18 protein-coding genes are annotated in these 21,344 nt (G+C 65.2%); 5 read left to right on the top strand and 13 right to left on the bottom strand.

Features of this window, described 5'->3' with window-relative positions:
- Nucleotides 1–25 precede the first annotated feature (25 nt).
- The 4 genes from JN280_RS15120 to JN280_RS15105 form a co-directional block, all read right to left on the bottom strand.
- Nucleotides 26–2,542: a hypothetical protein gene (locus JN280_RS15120; protein WP_202313237.1), complete on the bottom strand. Its 2,517-nt coding sequence runs from the start codon at nt 2,540–2,542 to the stop codon at nt 26–28.
- Nucleotides 2,539–5,433: a DUF6603 domain-containing protein gene (locus JN280_RS15115; RefSeq protein WP_202313236.1), complete on the bottom strand. Its 2,895-nt coding sequence runs from the start codon at nt 5,431–5,433 to the stop codon at nt 2,539–2,541. The genes JN280_RS15120 and JN280_RS15115 overlap by 4 nt, the downstream gene beginning before the upstream one ends.
- 3 nt (nt 5,434–5,436) lie before the next feature.
- On the bottom strand, nt 5,437–6,510 hold the full coding sequence (locus tag JN280_RS15110; RefSeq protein WP_202313235.1) for a WD40 repeat domain-containing protein: 1,074 nt from the start codon (nt 6,508–6,510) through the stop codon (nt 5,437–5,439).
- Between the two features lie 75 nt (nt 6,511–6,585).
- Nucleotides 6,586–6,924 carry a hypothetical protein gene (locus JN280_RS15105; RefSeq protein ID WP_202313234.1) on the bottom strand — a complete coding sequence of 113 codons (339 nt, stop codon included), beginning with the start codon at nt 6,922–6,924 and terminating at the stop codon, nt 6,586–6,588.
- Between the two features lie 470 nt (nt 6,925–7,394).
- Between JN280_RS15105 and JN280_RS15100 the strand changes: the two genes are divergently transcribed.
- Nucleotides 7,395–8,453 carry an NAD(P)H-dependent flavin oxidoreductase gene (locus JN280_RS15100; protein WP_202313233.1) on the top strand — a complete coding sequence of 353 codons (1,059 nt, stop codon included), beginning with the start codon at nt 7,395–7,397 and terminating at the stop codon, nt 8,451–8,453.
- Between the two features lie 591 nt (nt 8,454–9,044).
- Here the strand turns inward: JN280_RS15100 and JN280_RS15095 are convergent.
- Nucleotides 9,045–10,418, bottom strand: coding sequence for a chloride channel protein (locus tag JN280_RS15095; RefSeq protein ID WP_202313232.1), 1,374 nt, complete (start codon nt 10,416–10,418; stop codon nt 9,045–9,047).
- 186 nt (nt 10,419–10,604) lie between these two features.
- Between JN280_RS15095 and JN280_RS15090 the strand changes: the two genes are divergently transcribed.
- Both JN280_RS15090 and JN280_RS15085 read left to right on the top strand, forming a co-directional pair.
- Nucleotides 10,605–10,913 carry a hypothetical protein gene (locus tag JN280_RS15090; RefSeq protein WP_202313231.1) on the top strand — a complete coding sequence of 103 codons (309 nt, stop codon included), beginning with the start codon at nt 10,605–10,607 and terminating at the stop codon, nt 10,911–10,913.
- A gap of 38 nt (nt 10,914–10,951) precedes the next feature.
- Complete coding sequence (locus JN280_RS15085; protein WP_244743331.1) at nt 10,952–12,358, top strand: adenylate/guanylate cyclase domain-containing protein; 1,407 nt, start codon at nt 10,952–10,954, stop codon at nt 12,356–12,358.
- A 29-nt stretch (nt 12,359–12,387) separates the two neighbouring features.
- Here JN280_RS15085 and JN280_RS15080 read toward each other — a convergent pair whose 3' ends face one another.
- Nucleotides 12,388–12,789: a nuclear transport factor 2 family protein gene (locus JN280_RS15080; RefSeq protein ID WP_202313229.1), complete on the bottom strand. Its 402-nt coding sequence runs from the start codon at nt 12,787–12,789 to the stop codon at nt 12,388–12,390.
- Between the two features lie 185 nt (nt 12,790–12,974).
- Here JN280_RS15080 and JN280_RS15075 point away from each other — a divergent pair, with 185 nt between their 5' ends.
- Nucleotides 12,975–13,607, top strand: a complete 633-nt coding sequence (locus JN280_RS15075) for a cupin domain-containing protein (RefSeq protein ID WP_202313227.1) — start codon at nt 12,975–12,977, stop codon at nt 13,605–13,607.
- Nucleotides 13,608–13,677: 70 nt separating this feature from the next.
- Here the strand turns inward: JN280_RS15075 and JN280_RS15070 are convergent, their stop codons facing one another.
- The 7 genes from JN280_RS15070 to JN280_RS15040 all read right to left on the bottom strand — a co-directional run bounded on the left by JN280_RS15070 (nt 13,678) and on the right by JN280_RS15040 (nt 20,516).
- Entirely contained in the window at nt 13,678–15,294 is a 1,617-nt protein-coding gene (locus JN280_RS15070; protein ID WP_202313225.1) for a right-handed parallel beta-helix repeat-containing protein, read from the bottom strand.
- 367 nt (nt 15,295–15,661) lie between these two features.
- A complete protein-coding gene (locus JN280_RS15065; RefSeq protein ID WP_202313223.1) occupies nt 15,662–16,402 on the bottom strand; it encodes an SOS response-associated peptidase in 741 nt (246 codons plus the stop codon).
- 195 nt (nt 16,403–16,597) lie between these two features.
- Nucleotides 16,598–17,530, bottom strand: a complete 933-nt coding sequence (locus JN280_RS15060; RefSeq protein ID WP_202313221.1) for a sigma-70 family RNA polymerase sigma factor — start codon at nt 17,528–17,530, stop codon at nt 16,598–16,600.
- Nucleotides 17,531–17,647: 117 nt separating this feature from the next.
- Entirely contained in the window at nt 17,648–18,109 is a 462-nt protein-coding gene (locus tag JN280_RS15055; protein ID WP_202313219.1) for a carboxymuconolactone decarboxylase family protein, read from the bottom strand.
- 225 nt (nt 18,110–18,334) lie between these two features.
- The gene (locus tag JN280_RS15050; RefSeq protein ID WP_202314779.1) at nt 18,335–19,024 is read right to left on the bottom strand and encodes a GntR family transcriptional regulator; all 690 of its coding nucleotides are present in this window, start codon (nt 19,022–19,024) and stop codon (nt 18,335–18,337) included.
- 82 nt (nt 19,025–19,106) lie between these two features.
- On the bottom strand, nt 19,107–19,868 hold the full coding sequence (locus JN280_RS15045) for an aspartate/glutamate racemase family protein (RefSeq protein WP_202313217.1): 762 nt from the start codon (nt 19,866–19,868) through the stop codon (nt 19,107–19,109).
- 12 nt (nt 19,869–19,880) lie between these two features.
- Nucleotides 19,881–20,516, bottom strand: a complete 636-nt coding sequence (locus JN280_RS15040; RefSeq protein ID WP_202313215.1) for a flavin reductase family protein — start codon at nt 20,514–20,516, stop codon at nt 19,881–19,883.
- Between the two features lie 138 nt (nt 20,517–20,654).
- On the opposite strand from JN280_RS15040, the gene JN280_RS15035 reads away from it, so the two are divergent.
- Complete coding sequence (locus JN280_RS15035) at nt 20,655–21,332, top strand: GntR family transcriptional regulator (RefSeq protein WP_202313213.1); 678 nt, start codon at nt 20,655–20,657, stop codon at nt 21,330–21,332.
- The last annotated feature ends 12 nt before the right edge of the window (nt 21,333–21,344 follow it).

Here is a 21,344-nt window from a genome sequence, read left to right as displayed (position 1 = left end):
TTGTGCTCCTGTCTTCGGCGAGCGGTCAGTCGCCGAGCATGGCCGCGGCCCGGAAGGCCATCTGGAACGGTTGCTGGAAGGCAATCCTGGCCATATCGGCGGCGTCCCGCCCCCATGCGGGCGGGTCGTCCGGCGACGGCCTGCTTGGCGTTCTCGTCGGCGGCCTGGCGACCCGTATGAATCCGGAGGCGTCGACACCGACGTCTTCCCAGGTGAGGTCGGCCCAGGTCTCCAACGTCGGGGCCGGCTCACCTGAATCGAAGCCGAACTGGGTCCCTCGCATCGGTTCGCGGAACACGAAGAACCAGTCCTCGTCGAGGGCCTGCTGCCTGTCGACGCCGTCGAGGAGGTACAGCACCGTCGATTCGTCCAGCGCAATCGCGGTGGTCGCCCCTCCGAAGGTGGCCGGCAGTTTGCCGCCCTCGCCCGGGACCGCGAGCAGTGCGGTACCGGGAAACCTGCGCAGCAACTCACCGCGAACCAGCAACGCAAGACTGCTCTCTCCACCGGCGCGGAGCTGGTCGCCCAATGGAGCATCCAAAGGCCAGCGGGCGATCTCGTCGACATCCGCCCCGGCGCTGGGCCAGAACCGGGCGAACGACGTGCCGCGCTGGTCGGTAGGGAACTCGCGCCATAGCAGCTCCCGGTTGAATTCGCGATTGAGCCCGACCAGCAGGGCGGCGACAAATTCTGGATTGGTCTCCAGCAAGGTCACGGTGTCCATCGGCAGCGCTCCTATGCCAGGGACTGCCCATTCGGGCCAGCGGGCCAACAGTTCCGTGGCGATCGGGACGCTGAACGTAGGGTGAGCCATGATCGGTCGCAGCGGGCGGGCTTCCGTTTCAGAGCGGCCTGCCATGGCTTCTATGGGGATGCGGTCGACCATGCGCCGCCACTGCAGAGGGAACGGCGTGATCAGGGCACGCACCTCGCCCGGCAGGCCGGCATCGGGCGCTTCCTCGCTCACCACCCCCATCTCGAGCAGCCCCTGCGTGATCACCGGAACGGCGCTGACGTTCCCGGTGCCGTTCGGGCCGCGCGCGGCGCGGCGCGCCAACGCCCCGCCCCGGCGTGTCAGCCGGGCAAAGGAGGAACTCGCAGCTCCCGTCGGCACCGGGGAAGCAGCCAGCAAGGTCGCGAGCGTGGCGGAGGTGTCGAGCCGCCCCGCGGACAACCGCATGCGTGTGCTCGCCGGAGCCATGGCGACGACCAGGTCGGCCGCATTCAGGGGATCGAGGTGCTTGCGTTGGGCCTGTTCCGCCGTCGCGGCGGCCAACTCCGCAACGGCAAGCAGCCGGTTCGCCTGCCGGATCTCGCCGACCTGCTCCCAGGCCCGGGCCATCAGGAACTCCTGTTCCAACTGGACGTAGCGCGCGCCGAGCGCAGCAGCCACGCGCCGCCGCACCTCGAGGTTCAGCGTGGTCATCCAGCTCTCCGGTTCCTCCGGTCTCTCCCGGTCGAGGGGCACGGTCTGCTGACCGGTGTGGTCGCTGCCGTAGAGCGGCGGGGCAACGGCAATGGTATCCGGGTCCGCTTCCGGATCCCCGATCTCGGCTCGGCGCCTGGCCGGGTCGTCGAGGCGTATCCTGGCCGAGGCTTTGAAGCTCTCCTGCGCAGCGGTGTCCGACCACACCTCGGGCGCCGTTGCCCCTGGCACCCGCAACGCGCCGTCAAGGGTCACTGTGGCCGGCCGGCTTTCCTGCTCGACCAGCCCCGGTCGGCTGACGTCGACGGTTCGGGTGCCGAGCCCCGCTTCCTCTGCAGGCCGAAAATCCAGTCGCCGCGCCAGTTCCTCGAAGGTGCCCTCCTTCCCCGTGAGGAAACGCCACCAGTGGTAGACGGGGAGCTCGACGGCACCGCCACCGCCGGCTGTCCAGGCATCCGCGGTGGGCGATCCAACCGGAGCGATGTTGAGGCCAGCCGCCCGACCGGCCTCGGTCGCTGGGACGACCGCGGCGATCCATCCCCGGTCCGGCTTCAGCTTGCGCGGGCATAGCAGCCGCGCGATGACCTCGGCCGAGTGTTGGCGCGTACCCAGCGCAGCAAGTCTTCTTGCGTCGTCGATCCGCGTGACCCTGTCGTCCAGCCGTGCCTCCACATGCGCCCATGCCCACCGATCGGCCAGCGGGGGAAGCGCGACGACCGGCGCGGTTAGAACCGGCAACGGATTGCCTTCGCGCGGCGGCTCGGCCTCGTCCTCGGCGAGCACGACCAGCACGATCCATGGCTGCGGGGACGGGGTCTGGGCCGGTCCAGGGGATAGCAGCCACGGCAGGTCGGCATGCGCGAACTCGATGCTGGCCAGGATGTTCTCCGCCGCAGGGGCCGCGCCTGGCGGCGGCTCCTCGCGCAGGACCATCGCCCGGTCGAAGCCGATCACATCTCCCGGGCCGACCAGCGACAGCCTTGGCCCAACGGCGGTCACCGGCTCGCGCCGGCCGTCCATTTCCCGCATGAACGTCACCGACGTGTCCAGCGAACGTCCTCTCGCCGCAGCCGACGCCCCCACCTGCGCCGAGGAGAAGAACCATCGTGTCGTCATGTGGCCAGTTCCCAGCTCTCCACGACTTGTACCGTCACATTCGGGTCCAGCCGTTCGCGCAGCGCCAACCAGGCATTGGCGGTGGCATTGACCAGGGACACGTTTTCGAGCATCGGCCTCAGGTCGTTCGTGGCCGCCACGCCCAACGTCGACGGTCGCACCCGCACGGCGGCCTCCGGGCTGCGCCAGCGCTCCAGCCGCTCCGCCGCACTGACCGCGTACACGGCCTCGCCATGGAAGCGCCCAGCCCAGCCGGAGAATTCCCGGGTCGCGAGGGGTGGCTCGTAGGCGGTCTCGTAACCGTCGTCGACCCGGTGCCCGTCGCCGACGAGAACGCCGTCCGTGCCTACCCGCACCCCGCCGGCGTGGTCGACGAAGGCCGGCCCGGTGAGCTGCTGGTCCTCGGTAAGGTCGAAATACTCGCCCGGCACAAACCGTTCGGCCAGCGAGGTGAAGGCTTCCGGGGATTGCGCTGTGCCGAGGGTGACATTCACGATCGTCCAGGTCTGCACCGGTACCTGGCGACGTTCGAACCGTGAGATCGGGACGCCCAGAGGTACCACTGCCTGGCTGACGCGCAGGGTGGCATCAGGGTGCACGATCTCGCCATTGCCGAGCTTCTTGATGGCCACCGCGGTGAAGGTGAGTCCGGTGCGCTCCATCTGCGGCCGCTCAGCCACCCAGGCCCGCGCCTCGCGCATGACCTTCAGGAGCGGCTCGCCCGGATCACGCCCACCCCTTTGGCTTACCGCAGGCGGCGAGCCCCAGCGGATGTCGAAGTCCAGTTCGACATCCCAGAACAACACCGAGATGCTGCCCGTGCCGAAGGCGTGCCAAGGGGCCGGGCCCTCGAGGGTGAAGTCCAGACCGACGCTGGCAAGCCGTCGGCCGAACGCGCGGACCGCCACCCCCGCGCGCACGCGCACCGAGAACGCGAACACCGGATCGAACACGAACAAAGCGTCCAGTCCGAGCCAACCCTGCACGCCGCAGTCGGCGATGGTCGCGTCCAATTGAACCTGGCCGCCGAACATGACGGCATTCGAGGTGACCGCGAGATACGCCTCCATACGCAGGCCGAACACGATGCTCGGGGCCAGATCGACCTGCAGGCTGCGCAGCGCCGGCACACCGGCAGGCCGCGTATAACGGGGATGGAAACCGCCGGCCGACAAGACGAACACGGGTTCGCGACCGCCGCGCACCAGCAGGTACATCTCCCCGCGCACCGCAAGCCCGACGATCCACGACCCGGACAGCGACACGAGCAACTCGACCACGGGGACGCTCGGGTCGATCCGGCCGAATACGCTGGCTTGCAGCCGGATCAGCGGTACCACGGGATCAGGCAAGCAGACGAGCAGGCGCCCGACCAGCACCGCGCGCACAGGGGCGGGCAGCTCCAGGATCAGCGCACCGGAAAGCGATACGATGCGCGCCCCCCAGGTGATACGCACCATCGGCCCGACGAGCATTCGGCCGCGGGTGACCGGGAAGGCGGCCCCCAGCGACCCTATGATCTCGCGGGCGCGTTCAACGGCATTGTCGGGAAACAGGACCCGGTCGGCATTGCCGTCGCTGATCAGCCGCTGCAGCTCGCCGACTTCGACGCTGCGATCGACGCCGATGAGCCCTCCCACTGCGTCCAGCGCGAACCCCAGCCCCAGTTGGAGACCGGGAGCCGGGAACGTCGCGGAGAGCAATACCAGGAAACTGGTCGGATCGCCCGCGACAGGCGGCCGGAACAGGGCGATGGCCTGCATTCGCATCACGCCCAGATCGAGGGAGATCAGTCCGGCGTAACCTCCGTCCTCCGTCCGGCGAACCACGCCGCCGCCGGACACGGGCGGCAGCCTGAGCTCTGTGCCGACGCCCTCCGGAAACACCTCCCCCAGCCCCTTCGGGTCGATGCCCAGCGGCTTCTCGGACGAGAGGACCACCGGGAGTTTGATGCCGGCTCCATCCAACGACACATGCAGCGGCAGCCCGGGCAGGTCGGCGGCGGCCGATAGGGAGAAGGCAAACCGCGGCTCGCCGTCCTCGGAGGTCAACTCCAGCGCCGCGCCCCGGGTGCGGATTCCAGGCACGTTCAGCCGCAGGGGCAGCGGGATGCCAAGCGTGCCCGTGCCGGTGAACCGCACCCCCGCGGCCCGGTCCGCGCGGATCGTGATGCTGACGGGAGCGCCCGCCATGAGGCTCGCGCCGCCGGCGCCGAGCAGCTTGGCCAGGGCCTTGGGCAGGACGGCGACGGTGAGCTCGCGCAACTCCACATCGACGTGCGGCGGCTGGCCAGGGGTCGCGGTGACGGTCAGGGCGATGCCGTTGACGCTCATCCCAGGCCCCTCGTTCATCCCGGCGGACAGCCTGCCGGCGCGTTCGACACGGACGGACGCGGTGCCGCTCGGAACGATCGGGTCCAGGCCGGGACCGAAGGCGCCATCCCAGCCTTGGGGAGCGGCGATCGCGATCTGTGCGGTCCATGGTCCGGTAGTCCTCGGCGGCATAGACAGGCTGGCCCCCGGAGTGACCACCAGGTCGAACGTCGGATCACCCGGCGTCATGCCGAGCACGGCACGCCCAGCCGCCGGGTCGGCTGGGTCGGTCAGGACCAGCGCAAGTCCGAGCGGCGCTCCAGGCGCCCGCCGCCAGCCGTGAAGCCGCACGGGTGAGCCGGCGTCGAGGTCGCCGGCCATCTCGCGGAGAAGTTCCACCAGGGAGTTGCCTGCGGGCAGCCGGTCATGCACGGACAGCAGCCGACCCGCCAATATGGTGTCTGCCGCCGACGGATCGTCATCGAGCTGCGGCAGTTGCTGCACGGCCTCGTCCAGCGCCCTTCTTGCCAGTGTGCGCAGCCGGTCACTGACCAGTTGCAGCAGCTCGTGGGGATCCATGCCTCACCTCACGACGCCGAACTCGCCGTTCTCGATCACGAGCGCGCGGCCTCGACAACCCAATCCCAGCCAGCGGCCGTCCGGGCTGAACGCCATTGCGAGAACCTCGTCGGTGCTGACGGCATAGTGCTCCTTGCCGTCCAGGTTGAAGAGGCGCACCACATTGTCGATGGAGGCGCTCGCCGCCACCTTGCCGTTCGGGCCGAACGCCACATGCGTGACGGCACCGAAACCCGGGTCAGGAAGTCCGGGGGCCAATTTGGGCGCCCGCCCCCGCTCCACCCCGGATTGCGCTTCCAGGATCCGGGCGAACCCGTCCGCTCCGCCGACCACGGTCCACCGCCCCTTGGGATCGAACGCTATGCAGCTCGGGGCCGTGACCTCCTCGTCGACCTCGTCCTCCATCGGCCAAAGTTGCACCCCGCCTTCTGCCTCGAACATGCGGACCGTGTCATCGGCGGCACAGCACAGCACCATGGCCCCGTCCCGACTGAACGCGACGGCCAGCACGGCATTATCAGGGTCGAGGCGCCCGATCTCGTCGCCGGTGGACAGTTCGAGCACGCGCGCAGACCCGGCGATCCCGTGGTCGCCGCCGTGACGTTCGTCGATCGCCAGCGCTATGCGGGTACCATCGCTGCTCACGTCAATGTCGGCGATCAGCGGCCGCTCGACCAAAATGCGGTGCAAAGACGCCCCGGTCGCACTGTCGAATTGTGCGACTATGGTATCGGTGGCGGCGACCAGTGTGCTGCCGTCCGGGGTGAAGCATACGAAATTCACAGAGGTGCCCGGCTCGACCGGTCCCCTCCAGATCACCGCTCCCGTCGAACTGGAGCAGACGTGGACGTGCTCGAAGTCCGCTACAGCGAACGTCGCCGAGTCCGGGCTGAACGCTATGCTGGACACGAACCCCGCGCTGGGGACGTCCAGCGGTGCTCCGCTGCCGATCGCGCGCATCCGCAGCACCGAGTCGCTGCCACCGCTGGCAAACCGGGTGCCGTCCGGGTTGAAAGCAATCGCCTCCACGGAACCGTCGTGGTCGACGGTGAGCACGAAGTCTCCAGGCTGGCTCATGATCACCCTTTCCTTGCTCAGGCCGAGCCCCAGGGTCTGCCCACCGAAGGACCATCTCCTGGATGGCGGGGTATCTCAGCCGACGATAAAGGTGTTGGATTCGTGATCGGCCTGACCGGACCCCGGATTCACGAAAGTGAGAACTGTGTGTTCGCCTTCCGCCAGCCTTCCCAGGGAAACGAATCCCGTTTCGGAATCTCCCGGATCAAGGAAAGAGGACTGCCAGCTCGTCAGGAACGCGTCGTCGACTTCCACTCCGACGTCCGCATTGCCTCCCGCGTCTCCTACATTCACGACCTGAAAGCTTATTCGGATCCCGGATTCGTGATGGGGTACGACGTGACCGTTCGGATTGTCGTCCGGATCCGGCATGACCCCGATGCCGCCACCTGTAAATTCGAACATTGCAGACATTGGCGAGGTTTCCTTGTCGAACTGACTGGACCTATCCCCGTGTCACCTGAATAAAACCCCAACTCTACTTTATACACTAAAATCAGTTTGGCAATTGCTCTTGTATCGCAAGCTTCTCGGCGAGAACGCTATTTGGCTAAATTATCGATTCCATTCTTCCACCGATTGGCTCGCTGTGACGCGGCCTGCGGTGCCAGACGGGGAAGCGACGATTTGCGCGCCCATCTCGGGGCCCTTGCCGCCGGCCCTGCAGACACATGAGCGCGCCTGGAAGGCATTGCTTACCGCCGGCTAGGTCGGTTCTGCCCTACGTGCTAAACAGGCGGCTCGGTTCCACGTTCTTCGTGATCGAGGAGGTCGAACTTTAGAATTTGGGGGCTGGGCGCTTGCCCGCCCGTGCCGCAATCAGCCCGCGTCCAGCGAAACAACGCCGGGCCGCGATCGAAACCACACCCACGAAAGGAGACGCCATGACCACGTCAAGCCGACAGACATTGCTCGACCTTTTCGGCATCGAGCTTCCGGTGATCCAGGCGCCGATGGCCGGCGCCACGACGCCTGAGATGGTCATCGCCGTCAGCGAGGCCGGTGGGTTGGGCTCGCTGCCGACCGCGATGTATGACGAGGAGGCGCTGCGCGCGGCGCTGGACCGGGTTCGGGCCGGCACGCGCCGTCCGATCAATCTCAACTTCTTCTGCCATGCCAACCCGGCGGACGATCCGGCGCGCCAGTCCGCCTGGCTCGCGCGCCTGGCCGGCTATTATGCCGAGGCCGGTCTCGATCCCGGCATGCCGAAGTCGGTGGGCGGGCGAACGCCGTTCGACGCTGCGGCCTGCTCGGTCGTGGAAGCCTACCGGCCGGAGGTCGTCAGTTTCCATTTCGGACTGCCGCAGGTCGACCTGCTCGATCGGGTGAGGCATACGGGAGCCAGGGTCATCGCCTCCGCGACCACCGTTGCCGAGGCGCGCTGGCTCGCCGGGCACGGTGTCGACGCCGTCATCGCCATGGGCGCCGAGGCCGGCGGACATCGCGGAAGCTTCCTGACCGATCGGATGTCCGAGCAGGTCGGGACCTTCGCTCTGGTCCCGCAGATCGTCGACGCCGTCACCGTCCCGGTGATCGCGGCGGGCGGCATCGCCGACCGGCGCGGCGTGGCGGCGGCCTTCGCGCTGGGTGCCGCCGCGGTCCAGGTCGGCACGGCCTATCTCTTCACGCCGGAAGCCGGCATCTCGGCGGTGCATAGCAAAGCACTGGGCACACCGGACAGGCCCACCGCTTTGACCAACCTGTTCACCGGCCGGCCGGCGCGAAGCATCGTCAATCGCCTGATGGTGGAAGTCGGGCCGCTGTCCGATATCGCGCCGGCTTTTCCGACAGCCGGTGGCCCGCTCGCGCCTGTTCGTGGCGCTGCGGAAGCCGCCGGCCGCGACGACTTCAGCCCTCTCTGGGCCGGGCAATCCTTTCCGCTCGCGAAGCCGATGCCGGCAGCAGCGCTGACACGCCTTCTCGCCGGCGCAGGCGCCGAATAGCCCGCATACGTTCGGGCGGTTGCGTTGAGACCAATCGCCACGCGGAACAAGCTTGGGGCAACAACGTTAGGAACGCACCGGCCGCGTGTCGTCCATACGCAGGATACCCCGTCGAACGCGGTCGGCGCGTTCCCGCGCCTCATCTTTCCCTCCGGTGGGGCGCGGGCGCTTTTCCGATTGCTCGTCGAACAGCTGGAGATGCGAGAATGCCCGTAGATTTTTCTATCTCAGACGACGAACCGTTGGATGCGCAGGATGCAGGAGACACACCCCGCTTGCCACGATCGGCAAGAACTCTGGCCGGGTACGACGATAGGTGGCGGGCCACAAAGGCCGCAGCGCTCACGATCGTGGAGGCCGAAACCCGAGCGCGGATGAAAAAGACCGCGAGGCTCCGAACCTTGCGGCTGAATGGCATCCCGACCAGCGAGCGGAGGAGTGGCGGCCCACCGGTATAGCAACATGATGAGAGCGGAGGGGAAATCCCCGAAGAAGCATACCGCAAGGCCTTGACGCGACCACTTCGCGTTTCGGAGATCGCGGTCGGAACGTCATCCGTGCCGCAATGCGCTGCGCACGGCTGTTCGTGGATCATCCTTGCCCGGCGGATGGCTCGGCATCCCTGGACGAGAGGCGTCGCCGGCGGATGGCGTCCGCGATGAAGAGGCGCGACAGGGCATGGTATAGTGGTTCGTGTGAAATCAACCGTGCCGTGCCGTAGCCGAGCATCGAAGCGCACATCAGGGGGATCACGTTGTCGTGGTTGCCCGACATTTCCAGGATGATAACGAAGGCGGTCATGGGAGCCTGCACAACCCCCGCGAAGTAGCCGGCCATGCCCAGCAAGGCGGCGAGCCCGATGTTGGAACCGAGCAGCGAGCCGATCGCCGATCCCAGGCCGGCGCCTACTGCAAGAGAAGGCGCGAAGATGCCGCCCGGAATCCCGGAGATCATCGACAACAGGCTGGCGCCGAACTTCGCCAGGAAGAAATACCAGGGCAATTGCGTGCCTTCGACGGCGCTTCGCGCCTGCTCGTAGCCCGTGCCGAAAGTCAGCCCGCCTGAAACCAGGCCGATCGCCGCGACCGCCGAACCGCAGACGGCGGCGATGACGACGGTACGCTGGAGCGGCGCCAGGGCGTTCCAACGCCGGATCCGGCGGGTAGCCCTGAGCGCGATCGACGAAAAGGCGGATCCCAGCAAGCCGCCGACGATGCCGCATGCCAGCACGAGCGCCCCGTCAGTGCCGATAGAAACGGTGTCGCGCGTCATCCCGAAGTAGGTGTAGTTGCCGAGCAGCCCGAGTGAAGCAAGGCCGGCCAGGATTACCGCCGTGAGCACCAGCCCGTTCGTCCGCGCCTGATAGGTACGGCCCATCTCCTCGATGGCAAATACGATTCCCGCCAGGGGAGTATTGAAGGCGGCGGCTATCCCGGCCGCCGAACCGGCAAGGATGAGGCCACGCTCCTGCGACATTCCTCCCCATCGTGCGGCCGTGAGCATCACGGATGCGCCCACCTGCACGGTCGGCCCTTCGCGTCCGATCGAAGCCCCGCAGAACAGGCCCGTCACCGTCAGCAGGATCTTGCCCAGGGCGAGCCGCAACGAGAGAATAGGCCTTCGGTCCTCATCGTCGCGCAAATGTCGCGCGGCGATCGCCTGAGGGATACCGCTGCCTTGCGATCCCGGAAACACCGTCGCCGCCAGCCACGCGCACAATGCGAAACCGGCGGGCGTAACGAGGAGTGGCAGGTACCGGCGCCATCCGTCCTGCGAGATGAAAAGTTCCCCGAAAAGATGCTGAGCCCCGTCGGCCAGCACCGCGAAGAGAACGCTGACAAGGCCGATCGCGACTGCACCGCTCCAGAATACCAGCCTGGGCAGCCAGACGCGGCGCGATCCCCATACCACGCGCGAGCGGCGAAGCACCTTCCTGCCGGATCTGAGCCGGGGCGAAGCTTTCATCCCAGCCTGCACTCGAAATGCGAGTGCCCAAGGAATTGACCGTCGCGCATTGTTGCCCAAACCTCCCGCCGGCAGTCCGACACCATTCCGGCATGCGCCCGGGTTGCAGCGGCCAGGCGCGGCATTGGGCGGGGGCCGTCCGGAAGGGCAGCATGCATGAATTTGCGTTCCGCAGCGCGCCCCTCGATGGGCCGTGTCGTCTCGATACTGAGCCACTTCCTGGAGCGCGACGGTTCCGGTGGCCCGCTATGGATGGCGCTGATGCCGATCGCCGTCGTTCCTGCCAAGTCACCCTTTCCCATTGTCTGTTCTGCTGCCCTTAGAGCATATGCGGAACCGTTAGGCGACCGGGACGGGTGGACCATCCCCGACCGCCTCCTCGCCGGCATGCGGATCGAGCCGCCGTTGACGATCGGGCATTTGCCGGCGCTCGGTTTGGCCCGCGCATTTGGGATCATCAACCAGTCGGCAATCCGGCCTGCCGTGATATCCTGATCTCGAACGTGTCAAGGCCTGACTCTGGAGCATATGCGATGGCGACCGAAACAGCAGGGAACATGCCGCGTCCAACCCTGTTGGGATGGATACGGCGCATCCGCGAGCAGCGCGAGCAACGTTCGCATACCAACCGCTTCGTGTTGCAGGCGCTGGAAGAAGACAAGCGCGAAGGCCAACGCATCGCCACGGTGGCGCGCACCGTCGCGCTCACGGTCGTCGCGCTGCTGCTGCCATTTCTCAATCCCGCGATCGAGGTGCTGTATTACGAAGCCTTCGTGCTCGGGTTCATAGTCATCGGGTGGGCGCAGCTCAGGATCGCGAAAGTCGGTCGCTCCGGTGCCGAACTGGCGCTCATTTTCCTTGAGCTTGCGCTGCTCACCTTCATCTGTGTCGTGCCGAGCCCATTCATAGAAGAAGGCGTCCCGACCGCCTTCAGCTACCGTTTCAACGTGTTCATCTATTTCTTTCTGATCCTCGCCATCAGCACGCTCGCCTATTCGTGGCGCACGATCTTTTCGATGGGAACCTGGGTGGCCGCGTTGTGGCTGGTTGCGGTCGTCGGCGTAGCTGTCTTCGGGCGGGAGAACCCCGCACTTCACGAAGCAGCCGTCAGCGCCTTCTCGGCCTATCCCGACATGGTCGTGGCCCTCGACCCGAACAACCCGCAGATCTCGCAGCGCATCCAGGAGCTGGTGGTCTTCATGCTTGTGGCCGGCATACTGGCCTTGAGGGGCTGGAGGTCGAATGAGCTTCTGATGAAGCAAGCCTATATCGCCGCCGAACGCGCCAATCTGTCGCGTTATTTTTCCCCCAACATGGTCGATGTGCTCGCCTCGGACGATCATGATGTCGGCGCCGTCCGCACGCAGGACGTCGCCGTGCTTTTCATCGACATCGTAGGCTTCACGGAGCTATCCGAACGCAGCACGCCCCATCAGGTGATGGATCTGTTGCGGCGCTACCTTTCATTGGTCGAGGGCGTGATCTTCGAATATGGCGGCACGCTCGACAAATATCTCGGCGACGGCGTCATGGCGACCTTCGGCACGCCGGAGCCCAGACCGACGGACGCGGCCAATGCCCTCGAGGCGGCCAGAGAGATCATCCGTCGCATGGACGGCTTCAACCGCGACGGCGCGGCCCGCGGCGACCCCGAGATCCGGGTCTCGATAGGGCTGCACTACGGACCTGTGATCCTTGGAGACGTAGGCCCCGCGCGCCGGCTGGAATTCGCCGTCCTGGGCGACACCGTCAACGTCGCGAGCCGGCTGGAATCAGCGAGCCGGGACCTCGATTGCCGCATCGTCGCGAGCAGCGACATTGTCGAGAACGCCCGCCGCGGCGGTCTCCAGGACGGTCAGCCGCTGCTGGCGGGGTTCAAGCTCGCGCCATCGGTTTCGCTGCGCGGCCGCAGGGCGCCGGTCGATGTCTGGACTTTCTGATCCGGTAGGTCCCGTTCCCGGCCAGCCCTTCAAATCGGGTTCTCCCTGAAGAGCTCCGCGACGAGGGCCGAGTCGAGATAGGCCCGGACCTCGACGACCGTCCCGCCGTCGAAACGAACAACCCAGCAATAATGGTTGTCGAAGCGCATGCCGTTCCGAGCGGTAGCGCCCGACACCAGTTCGACCACGGCCACGTCGCCGGAGACGAAGGCATGGGTCACGCGCAGTTCGGCGCCGTCGGGCAGCACCTTGGCCAGCTTGCTGAACGTGCCGGCCTTGAAGGCGGCCTTCGACTTGTAGTGCCCGGCAAGCGGATGGGTGCCCATCACCGTCCAGTCGACGTCATCGGCGACATGGTCGAAGAAAGCATCTCCGTCGCCATGTTCGAGACCGGTGAAAATCCTTCTGACCGTCTGTTCATCGAGGCTCATACGCATGCCTCCGCTCAATTCGGGACCATCTTGCCTGTGGCGGCGATGACTTTGCAACATGTGGCGGAGGCGCTGCGTGAAAGATCGCCGTGCCGGCCGAGACGACTTCGGGTTGTCGGGATCCATGCTGCGTCTTCGCCGACGACGGCTCACCATGTATTATGAGGCACCGAGGACGGAACGCCATGTCTCGCTGCGGCGATGTCTACGAAAACAGGGTGACGGGAGAATATGCGGTCGTCCTGCGCGGCAGCGAGGATCGCGGCGACGGACCCGGCATTGCTCACTTGACGGCCAGGCCCGGTGCGGCGGTCGTCGGCGAGCATTTTCATCCGCACATGGTCGAGCGCTTCACGGTGCTCCGAGGCCAGCTCAACGCACGCATCGGCGGCCGCGCACTCGTCCTGGAGCCCGGACAATCGGCCACTGTGGAACCGGGCGTGCCCCATGACTGGTGGAATGCCAGCACCGTGGACGAGGCGCATGTGCTTGTGGAGGTGGACAAGGCGCCGGGCGCGGAAAACATCGACCCCAATCGCTTCGAGATGCTGATCGGGATGCTCTTCGGCCTGGCCAACGATGGCAAGGTGGACCGCAAGGGTCGACCCAACCCGCTGCAGGGATCGCTCATCGCCCGGGAGTTTGCCGATGTCGTCGTCTTCACCCATCCGCCGCCGCCGGTCCAGCGCGTGCTCTTTGCAATCCTGGCGCCGATCGCGACCCTGGCCGGATACAAGGCGATTTACCCCGATTATTGCAAGCCGCACGCCCACCGCACGCCCGATCCGGAGGTCCTCAGGGCGGCGGGCCTTCAGTGATGTGATGCTGTAGAGGCGTTGCGGCCCCAAGCCTGAGCCGACCGTCGATAACCGGCGAAAAGAAAAGGTGTCAGTCACGCCTGGGTTTCAGCGTTGGGCCCGATCCTGGCGGATACGACCAAAGATCATAGAACTGCGGATCGTTCACGCGAGCCAGATCCCCGTCCTGCCAGGCCCCTGCGCGCGTGACGTTGCCTGCGACGTCCATCGTCAGGCCGTTCGGCAACTCGATCACGAAAGAAACACGGGGAAATGTCCGGTCGGTCTCGAGCCCTCTCGGCACGCCCGGCGACCGGTCCGCAAATTCGACGGGTCCAGGACTGCAGTCCTGTCCGAGCGGATAAGCGGCGGCTCGAATGGCATCCGGAAAGTCGGGATGGTCGACGATGTCCCCGTCAAAGACGATGTCCAGTCGACCCCAGTCCTTGGTGAACCTTCCTTCCTCGAACGTCCTGATGTCCTCCCACGACGAAGTTCCGTAGTCCAGCATTTCCGCCCACCCGCTTCCGAACAGAGCGGGCTTGTCGGCATCATCGGCCAGATGATACGCGTAGATATTGTTGAAATGGCGGAACCGGGAGAAGCGTCTCTTCTTGAAGATCGGGCCACGAACGATCCACGTGTTGTTGAAGAAATAGTGCGGGCCATCGGCCGCATGCGTCTCGGGAAGCTTGAAGACGCGCCCGGTGCTCTCCCCGTCGATCTCCCGCACCCCGGGGCGGTGATGGTTCCAGCCCAGGTTCCCATATATGTAGAAGAAGCCCGAGCGCGCCATCTCGAACGAAAACGGCGCATAGCAGTCGACGAAATTATTGTGCCTCACCGTCCAGTTCCAGGCGTAGTGCTCCGGTTCGATAGCATTGTCGCGAAGACGCACGAACCAGTTGTTCTCTATGACAACGTTCCGCGAAAAGCCCTCGACGATGGACTCCGCCGCCTGGTTGAAGAAGTGGATGGCGTTGAAGGCATCCAGGATGCAGTTGTTGCGGATGATCACGTATCCGGGGATCGTCCACGCACGGAAGAAATCGCCGTCGAAGGCGCGTGCATCGGCCCCGATATCCACAAGGCTGCCATTGCCTCTGAGATCGCCATGGACAGCCCTCCACGCAGTCTGCGACCAGAGAAGATTGTCGGCCGGCCGGTCGCCATGCCGAAGGCGGCCGGACCTGCGAATGGACTTGAGATCCTTTTCCCCGCGAGCGCTGACGTCCTGGATCCAGTCGCAGTCTTCTATCAGCAGGTGCCGTGTGTTCGGGCCATAGGCGCCGATAGCGATCGTGCCGCCCCGGAAGCTCAGCCTTCGCAATGTGATATGCTGGCAGTCGTCGATATAGACCGCGGTCGGCCAGCACCCTTCGAAACGAAGGTCCTCGATGACGACCCACTGGCAGTTGCGCAGGATGAGTTGTGCATCGTCGGCCAGATAATAGATGCCGGGAAACAGACCGCCGGCCTCTTGTACGGCCGACAATTCGTTCGCCTTCTTTCGATAGGCCTCATAGGGCGCGCCGAATCCGATTGTTGCCTTCGGGCCTCGAATGACGATCGGATGGTCCTGCGTCCCGCTCACGCCGGACAGGACGATCGGCTCCCGGTAACGCCCCTTCTTCAGCTTGAGACAAACTCCGGAATGGAGGTCTCTGAGCCTGTCATGAATATCTCCTGGATCGGCATCTACTATCATGACAAGCACTTCTAATGGTCTGACATCTTATGCATATGTTTTTGCCATGCACAATCGCCAAGGTGTCGACAGTGCAGAGCGATGTCTTTAGAAATAATGTCTCAGGCGACCCAAGCATTTCGTTCGCAATTCATATCGACCGATGCGAACGATAATCCCTCATATTCATCCTGCGGACCGGCCGCTTCCATATCGAAAGATCGATTTGACCAACATCCGGCGCAGCTAGCCCCCGGGAACCAGGCGCGACTGATACTCGAAGCACGTTGGTGGTGCCGCCGCCGGAGCGAGCGGCAGGGGTGCCGGTCTGCCCTTGCTGCGCATTCTTCGCGTCATCGGCGGTGCCGGCGGAGTTCGTCGCTGTCGCTCAGAACAGATCCTGCGAGTCGGGATCGATCTCGTCGAGCACATCAGGCGTATCGTTCTTGCTGTTGCCGACCTTCCTGTCGATCGGCCACATTTTCATCAGCTCACTTGGAAACGGTTTCAGCATATCGGCCGGATCGAGCTCACCGCTGCCCAGCCATCGCTCATAATCCGCGCGCGCCAGGATCACGGGCATGCGGTCGTGGATCTTCGCCATCATCTCGTTCGGCGGGCAGGTCAGGATGCAGAAGCTGCGGACCGGCTCATGTGTCTCCGGATCGCGCCATGCCTGCCAGATCGCAGCCAGGCAGAAAGGGGAATCGTCCGCCATCGCGATCGCATAGGGCTGCTTGTCCTTGCTCTTCCCCGTCCCGAACTTGTCGTGCCATTCGAAATAGCCTGTGACCGGCATCAGCGCACGGCGGGACCGGTATGCGTTCCTGAAGATACCGTTCGTGGCGACGCTCTCCGACCGAGCATTGATATGCTTGAAACCTTCGTTTCTCACCTTCGCGAAATGCGGGATGAGGCCCCATCGGGCCATCATGAATGACGGGCCGAACACCGGTTCCGCTGCATCGCGCACGACGTCGCGGACGATGAGCGGATAGTCGAGCCCCGGCGCTCCATTGTATCTCGGAAACTGGTTGGCGGCGCGGTCGACTTCGGGGTCGCCGCGAGCGAAGGCGAACGCCCGCAGCATCTCGTCCAGACTCGTCTTGATATGCACCCGTCCGCACATCGACCCACCCGGCTTTCGCCAGAGCTTACGCGCGCCTTGACCCTTACGCCAGATGCTCCCGCCGTGCAGGGACTTGTTGGTCCCCAGGCCGACGTCGCTCGTGGGCGCAAGGCGTCGGATTCGATCTGGTCGAACGCCGTGATGACCGATTTCCCGGCATCGAGGACCAGCACCGCCGGCTCCGGACCGGGCGCTTCACCCGATGTCCTTTTCTCTTGCCGGGGTGACCCTTTCCGCGACCTCCGGCGGCAACTCCGAAAGGAGATGGGAGAGTTTGTCGGGATTTCGGGTGAAGTAGATCGCCGTGACGCGATCGCCCTCAACTTCCACCGAAAGCGTCTGCAGCGTTCCGTCGCTTTCGACGGAGATCTGTCCGGGATGGTCGTTGATCGTCACGGCCTTGGTCCAGATGGGCCGGGTGAGCACGCTCTTGGATGCAATGCCGATGAAGAAGGCGGACACGCGCGACGCCCCGGCCAGGACATTGAGCGCGGCCAGCTTCTTGCCTCCACCATCCGAGTGAAGGCGAACATCTTCCGCAAGGATGGTTTGGAGCCCGGCGCGATCACCGTCCCGGGCGGCGCGGAAAAACGCATGGGCGATACGCTCGCCCTCGGCCTGGGCGTAGGTAAACCGGGGTCGGGCATCGGCGATATGCGCGCGCGCCCGCTTGGCAAGCTGGCGGCATGTCGCCTCGGGTCTTCCGATGCTCGCCGAAACCTCTTCGAAACTCATGTCGAAGACGTCGTGAAGAATGAAGGCAGCGCGTTCGAGCGGAGAGAGCCGCTCCAAAGCGAGCATCAACGCCGTCGACACGTCGCGATCTATGTGCTCCGGAGGCTGCACGCTTGTGTCCGACCGCTCCAGAAGCGGCTCCGGCAGCCATTGCCCGACATAGTCTTCGCGCTGGCGACGCACCTTCCTCAACCTGTCGAGGCACAGACGCGTCACGATACTGGACAGAAAGGCGCGCGGGCTCTCGACCTCTCTCCGATCGGCGTCATGCCAGCGCAGATAGGCGTCCTGGAGGATATCCTCGGCGTCGGAGACCGATCCCAGCATCCGGTAGGCGATCCCGAACATGGCGCTTCGATATTTCTCGAACTCCGCCAGAGGCAGCCCGCTCATCTCCACCCACTCCAAAATCCTGGCATAGCCGCGGAGAACCCGCGGACGAAGCCTGGCTATGCTCTCCGTTCTCAATATCGCACCCCGGTTGCTCCGGGTGCGATGCTGCGATCGGTACTACCGGTTGCTCGTATCCGTCGATACCGGATGGAGGCTTCGGAACCCGACGGCGATCCTGTTCCAGACGTTGATCGTGCCGATCAGCAGCGTCAGGTCGACGATCTCCTTCGGCCCGAACTCGGCCCGCAGCGCTTCGAAGACGTCATCCGGCGCGCCGGTCTGAGGCAGCAGCGTCAGCGACTCCGTCCAGGCAAGGGCAGCCCGTTCCTTCGCGCTGTAGAGCGGAGATTCCCGCCATGCCGGGAGCAGATGCATGCGGTCCTCGCTGATCCCGGCCGCCCGGCCTTCTCTTGTATGCATATGGATGCAGTAGGCGCATCCGTTGATCTGCGAGGCACGGATCTTCACCAGCCAGTAGAGCTGCTCGTCGATCCCTCTTTTGCGCACAAACCCATCCAGCGACAGCATGGCCTTCATGGCGTCTGGCGCTTCGTCGTACGGGTTCAATCTCGGGCCCATGTCCTGCTCCTGTGTTGTGGGTCAGAACATAAGACGTTCCCCGGCGGTTTCGCGTGACATGGAATCACTCGATGGACGCGCATTTTTTGCGCGACCGGCATGAAGGCCGCGGCATGGCCTTCGAAACGCGAACCGACGCGTGGCAGGCCGACCCCGTCGAAGGACCGGTTCAATCCATGCGGACAGTCCACAATCATTGTGATCTATTCCGTCGCGGCGAAGCACTCATGCCAGCGCCCGGCGAAGATCGTCCGACGCCGGTGGCGTGACGGCCAGGTCGAGTTCCGCCTCGAGATGCTCCAGATGATGGATCATCAGGGCCATGGCCTTCTCCCGGTCGCGTCGGGTGATCGCCTCGACCAGGCTTTCGTGCTCGTCCGGACCGCAGTTTCGGCAATCCGTCTTGCGATAGATGGCAGTGATCAGCGAGCTGCGCGTGACGAGGTCGCGCATCGCTCCCGTCAGGAAGGCCGACTGGGTGATCTCGGCCAGAAGCAGGTGGAAACCGCCGGATTGCCTGATGATCTCAGTGGTTGCGGCATGGTCGATCGCTTCGCGTTCGATCCCGACATGGCGGCGCAGGCGCTCGAGATCGGCCCCTGAGGCGTGCTCCACCACGCGCTCGACCACCCTTTGTTCCACCATCCGGCGCACGCCGAACACGTCTTGCGCCTCCTGCGTGGAGGGCCGGGCCACGAACGCACCGCGATTGGGGATGATCCTCACGAGGCCGTCGCGCTGCAGCGCCGACAGCACCTGCCGAATCCTGGCCCGGCTCACATTGAATATGCCGGAGAGCTGCCCCTCCTTGAGCTGCACGCCGGGACATAATCGCCGTTCGGCGATCGCCAGCCAGATCTTCTCCTCGATTTGCCGGGTCGATATGTTTCGGCCCGCAAATTCAAGGCTGGGCATCTGTGTGCGGGAGGCGGCGACGGCCCTCATTCTGCCCCGGATCCAGGGCTTCGCGCGAAGGCCACGGTCTCGATGCGCCCCATCAGGCGTTCTCCGGCAAGGCCATGCCCGCCCGGCTTCCGATGCTTGTCGCCCGGCCGCCCAGTCCCTTCCTCCGGGGATAGTCGTAGGCATTGACCTTCGACGTCGCGTAACCCGCACCGACGAGGGCTTCGGCGATCTTCAGCGCGGCTGTGACGCCGTCGATGACGGGCACGCCGGTCGAGGTGGCCAGCCGCTCGCACAGGCTCGACATTCCCGCGCATCCCAGGATGATGGCCTCGGCCCTGTCGGCGGTCTTCGAAAGCTCGATCGTATCGATCAGCAGGCGTTCCGCCGTCTCCGGATCCTCCTCCAGACCCAGCACCGGCAGATCGATGGCGCGCACGGCGCGGCAATGATGCCCCGCGCCATAGGCCTGCACGATATCCTCGATGATCGGGACGGAGCGCGGCAGGGTGGTGACGACACAGAAACGGCGGCTGATGGTCATCGCCACCTGCACCGCCGCCTGGCAGATACCGATGACGGGCCCCTTGGCCACCTCCCGGGCCGCATGCAGCCCGGGGTCGTCGAAGCAGGCGATGACATAGGCGTCGACGCCCTCGCCTTCCCCTTTGCGGATCTCCGCAAGCATGCCGGAGACGGCCATCGCCTCGTCGGCGCTGCCCTCGATGCTGACCGGCGTCCCAGCCGGATTGACCGCCGTCACCAGCGTGCCCGGCTGAGCGACGCGCAGGGCGCTTTCAAGCGCCTGAGCGGTCATCGAGGCCGTCGAATTGGGATTGATGAGACGAATATGCACGACGAAAGGTCCTCATTCCATGCGTTCCGACGCCTCGATGACATCCGCGATCGCGGGCGCCTTGAGCACGAACTGGCGGTCGGAGGTGATGTAGTTGTCGGCGTGAAGGCGAGCGATCGGCTGGTAGGTGTCCGGATTGACGTAGCGCCCTGCCTCGTCGAGGCACTCGCGGCGCACATGCATGTGCACGACCTCACCGAGCACCAGAACGCGGCGCGGATATTCGATCAGCCGCTCCACCCGGCACTCGAAGGAGCAGGGCGATGAGGCGACATAGTCCGCGTCGATCCGGCTGCACCGGGCGGTCGGCAACCTGGCCATTTCGAGTTCGTCCACATCGCTTTCGAAGGCGAGGCCGCAGATGAGCATCTGCTGGGACAGCGCCATGTCGACCATGTTCACGACGAACTCGCCGCTGCGGCGGATGTTGATGACGGTGTCCTTGTCCTCGCCCGAGAGCCGCGGCTGGATGCCCAGCACGACGATCGGCGGCTCATGCGAGAACACGTTGAAGAAGCTCATCGGCGCGGCATTGCCGCGTCCGTTGGCGGACCGGGTCGTGACCAGCGCGATCGGCCGCGGGCCGACGAAATTGGTCAGCAGCCGATAGCGGCTCTCCGGCTCCAGCACGGTGAAATCGAACTCCATTGCATGCCCCGTCTGAGTTCCCATCTATTGCCTACAAAACTGGCTTCTATTGTCCACAAAATGGGCTGGCGTCGAGCTGCCCATGGTTGACTTTTGTCGGCTGGTGGCGATTGTCCGTCATGGCGCAGGGACAGAGGCATGGCCGAACAAGCAGGCATCTCGACGCAGCAGATCGTCGAAAAAGTATGGCTCTCCATCGCCGAGCGCAGGCTGCGGCCCGGCGTTCAGTTGAAGGAAGGCCAGATGTCCGAGATTTTCGACGTCAGCCGCGCCCGCATCCGCCAGGCGCTCGCCGCGCTGGAGCGCGAGGGGCTGGTGACCATCATCCCCAATCGCGGCGCGTTCGTCTGCAAGCCCTCGGTCGACGAGGCGCGGGACGTCTTCTTCGTACGCCGCTCCGTGGAACGCTGCGTGGTGGAGAGGATCGGCCAGATGCTCTCCAGGGCCGATGTCGCCAGGCTGCGCAGCCATGTCGCCAGCGAACGGGTCGCCAACGCGAACGATGTCACGACCGACATCATCAAGCTCTCCGGCGGTTTCCACCTGCTTCTGGCGGAACTTTCCGGCTCGGATTTCCTGTTCGGCATGATGCGTGACCTGATCTCGCGCACCTCGCTGATCACGGCGATCTATCGCAACACGGCGCGCTTCAACTGCGGACCCGACGAGCATGACGAGATCGTCGAAGCGATCGCGGCCGGCGATGTCGAAAGGGCTTCGCGGCTGATGGAGCATCATCTGGACCATGTCGAATCCGAACTCGACCTGCGCGAGGTTCGCGACATGTCGCACGATCTGAGGGCGGCCCTGGCATAGGCGGCTCGCCGC

The organism is Mesorhizobium sp. L-8-10, assembly GCF_016756635.1.
Classification (GTDB): Bacteria; Pseudomonadota; Alphaproteobacteria; order Rhizobiales; family Rhizobiaceae.
This window is presented reverse-complemented; position numbering and strand designations above follow the sequence as displayed.